Origin of the sequence: Kribbella yunnanensis (genome assembly GCF_039529655.1) — a bacterium.
GTDB lineage: Bacteria > Actinomycetota > Actinomycetes > Propionibacteriales > Kribbellaceae > Kribbella > Kribbella yunnanensis.
Genome location: NZ_BAAANF010000017.1, coordinates 565,665 through 568,633, shown reverse-complemented (window position 1 = coordinate 568,633; position 2,969 = coordinate 565,665). Strand labels below are relative to the sequence as shown.

The 2,969-nt window shown below is 66.5% G+C and carries 3 protein-coding genes; 2 read left to right on the top strand and 1 reads right to left on the bottom strand.

Translation table 11 applies throughout. The features are described 5' to 3' along the window. Positions 1-16 precede the first annotated feature (16 nt). Positions 17-430, bottom strand: coding sequence for a hypothetical protein (locus tag ABD231_RS26040; protein WP_344157272.1), 414 nt, complete (start codon positions 428-430; stop codon positions 17-19). 142 nt (positions 431-572) lie between these two features. On the opposite strand from ABD231_RS26040, the gene ABD231_RS26035 reads away from it, so the two are divergent. Further along, on the top strand, positions 573-1,535 hold the full coding sequence (locus tag ABD231_RS26035; RefSeq protein ID WP_344157270.1) for an ArsR/SmtB family transcription factor: 963 nt from the start codon (positions 573-575) through the stop codon (positions 1,533-1,535). 120 nt (positions 1,536-1,655) lie between these two features. Then, entirely contained in the window at positions 1,656-2,954 is a 1,299-nt protein-coding gene (locus tag ABD231_RS26030) for an ABC transporter substrate-binding protein (RefSeq protein ID WP_344157267.1), read from the top strand. The last annotated feature ends 15 nt before the right edge of the window (positions 2,955-2,969 follow it).

Here is a 2,969-nt window from a genome sequence, read left to right as displayed (position 1 = left end):
TTGTCGGGTGAGCTCATCAGCAGCGGCTGTGGCCGTTGTTGCGGTTCTGCTTGCCGACCGAGCGGAGGTCGCCCTTCCAGCCCATCGGGGCGGTGAAGGTGACGAACCAGCCGCCGGTGCTGGTGATGTCCCAGATCTTGATCGCGCACTCGGTGTCGCGGTTCCAGAACGAGCCGGCGGTGTCCATCAGCCGGATCGACGACTGGCTGCCGCTCGCGCGGTCCCAGTAGTAGTCGTTGCTGTGGTCCATGTCGGGGTTCCAGAACTGCCGGCTGAGGTTGCCGAGGGCGTAGTCGTAGTAGAAGCAGATCTCCCCGCTGTTGCAGGCGACGTTGCCGTCGCCCCGGTCAGCGTTGGCCGGCACGGTGGTGATGGCGGCCGCACCCCCGGCGAGGGCAAGCACCGCGGCGAGACGAGGTAGAAGTTTCACGGGTGGTTCCTCCAGTACGTCGGCGATTTCGGGGCGGAGGCGGTGATCGCCTCGACACCCGGAAACGTAGAAGCCTGGCCCGGTGGTGCGGTAAAACTTCGGATGGGGCCGAATTGTTTGCGCAGGTCGGCAAGGGGGAGCCATGTGGCGCATACATCTGAGTACGGACGACGTCAGGCGGATCCGGATCGCACCGGATATCGATCCGCTCTGGGAGCTGGTGCACAGCATCCAGCTGCTCGACAACGGGGGTCCGGTGATCTTCGGCCCGTGGCGGCGCCGGGTCCGGCTGGCCGGTTTGGCGCGGTGGAGCATGCTGCGGCATCTGTCGCCACCGATGGGGTATTTCGCCGACTTCCTCACCCCAGCGACCGGGACGACCGACCTCCGGGCCGGTATCGAGGAGGTGCTCCGGACGCCGCGCTCGTGTCTGCGCAGCGATCTCGTCACGCTGCACGAGCAGTGTCCGCGAGCGGCCGGCTGGACGCGTGACCTTGCGGCCGGTGATCAGCAAACCCTGCGTGCGCTCGGCGCCAACCTGATCCAGTTCCACGAGGCACATCTCAAGCCATCCTGGGCAGAGATCCGCAGTCAGGTCTCCGAGGAGCTGGTACGACTACGCCGGCTGCTGTGCGACGAGGGCGTCGACGCTCTGCTCGCATCAATCGGCGGCCACGTCCATTGGGAAGCGCCCGCGCTCGTCCTGCGCAACAAGAAGACCGACCGCGACCTGTACGTCGAGGGTCGCGGCATCATCATCCAGCCTTCGTTCTTCGCGCTCGGCGACACGTCGATCCTCGATGTTCCCGGCGAACCGTTCGTCCTGGCCTACCCGATCCCGCATCGCGTCGGCTGGTGGGACACCCGCACCGAAGGCACCCGGCTCGAGGCCGTCATCGGCAAAACCCGCGCCGAGGTCCTGGACTGCCTCGCGAACGGCGACCGCACGACGACCGAGCTGGCCCGCGCCCTCGACCTCTCCTCGGCAACCGCCAGTGAACAGACTAAAGCGCTGCGTGAAGCCGGCCTGATCACCAGCCGCCGTACGGGCAAACGCGTCCTGCACGCGCTCTCCCCGACCGGCGCCACTCTCCTGGGCGCGTAACCCTCAGGCCTCGATTTGGGAACGCTCCCACCGAGCTATTGACAGACCTTCACCTTCCCTCGATTCTCGTGGGAGCGCTCCCAGATGAGGGGGTGCACAGTATCGAGGAGGGGTCAGGCGATGAGCCAGACTAAGCGGTTCCTGGCGGTCACGGTGGCTGCCGTGACAGCACTGGGCATGGTCGGGGCATGCAGCAAGAACACCGAGGGCAGCAAGCCCGCGGCGGACGGCAAGATCACGCTGGTGGTCGACACCTTCGGGGACTTCGGGTACAAGGCGCTGGCCGCCCAGTACGAGCAGGAGCACCCGGACGTGAAGGTCGAGCTGCGCAACGTGCAGAAGCTCGACGACTACAAGCCCAAGCTGGTCCAGTACCTGGCCGCCGGCAGTGGCGCCGGAGACATCGTGGCGCTCGAGGAGGGTGTCCTCAACGAGTTCAAGACCCAGCCGCAGAACTTCGTCAACCTGCTCGATCAGGGTGCCGCCGAGCTGCAGCCCAACTTCCTGCCGTGGAAATGGGACCTCGGCCGGGTCGGCGCCGACGGACCGCTGATCGGGCTCGGTACCGATGTCGGCGGCCTGGCGGTCTGCTATCGCAAGGACCTGTTCGCGAAGGCCAAGCTGCCGACCGAGCGGGACGCGGTGTCCAAGCTGTGGCCGGACTGGAACTCGTTCATTGCCACCGGCAAGAAGTTCGGCGCCGCGAACACCGGCGCGAAGGGGTTCGTCGACTCGGTCACCACCAGCTTCTCGGCGATGCTGTCGCAGGCCGGTGACACCAACTTCTACGACCGCGACAACAAGCTGATCGCCGACTCGAGCCCGGTCGTCAAGGACTCCTGGAACACGTCGATGGCGATGATCTCGGAGGGCGTCAGCGCCAAGATCCCGGTCTGGTCGAAGGACTGGGAGGCCGGCTTCAAGAACGGCAGCTTCGCGGTCACCATGTGCCCGTCGTGGATGCTCGGCATCATCAAGGGCAACTCCGGCGCCGAGAACGCCGGTAAGTGGGACGTGGCCGCCGTACCTGGTGGAGGTGGCAACTGGGGTGGTTCGTGGCTCGCGGTCCCGACCCAGAGCAAGCACCCGAAGGAGGCCTACGAGCTGGCCAAGTACCTGACCTCGCCGGCCGGCCAGGTGGCCGCGTTCAAGGAGGCGGGACCGTTGCCGACGGCACCTAAGGCGCTGGACGACCCGGCGTTCCTGGCGCTGACCAACGACTACTTCTCGAACGCCCCGGTCGGCAAGATCTTCGGTGACGGCGCCAAGACGCTGAAGCCGCTCGTCCTCGGCCCGAAGCACCAGGCGGTCAAGGAGCGTGCCTTCGAGCCCGCGCTGCAGGCCGTCGAGCAGGGCAAGCTCACCCCCGACAAGGCCTGGCAGCAAGCGCTCAGCAGCGCTGTCAAAGAGGCGAAGTGACCTCTTCCAGCGTCG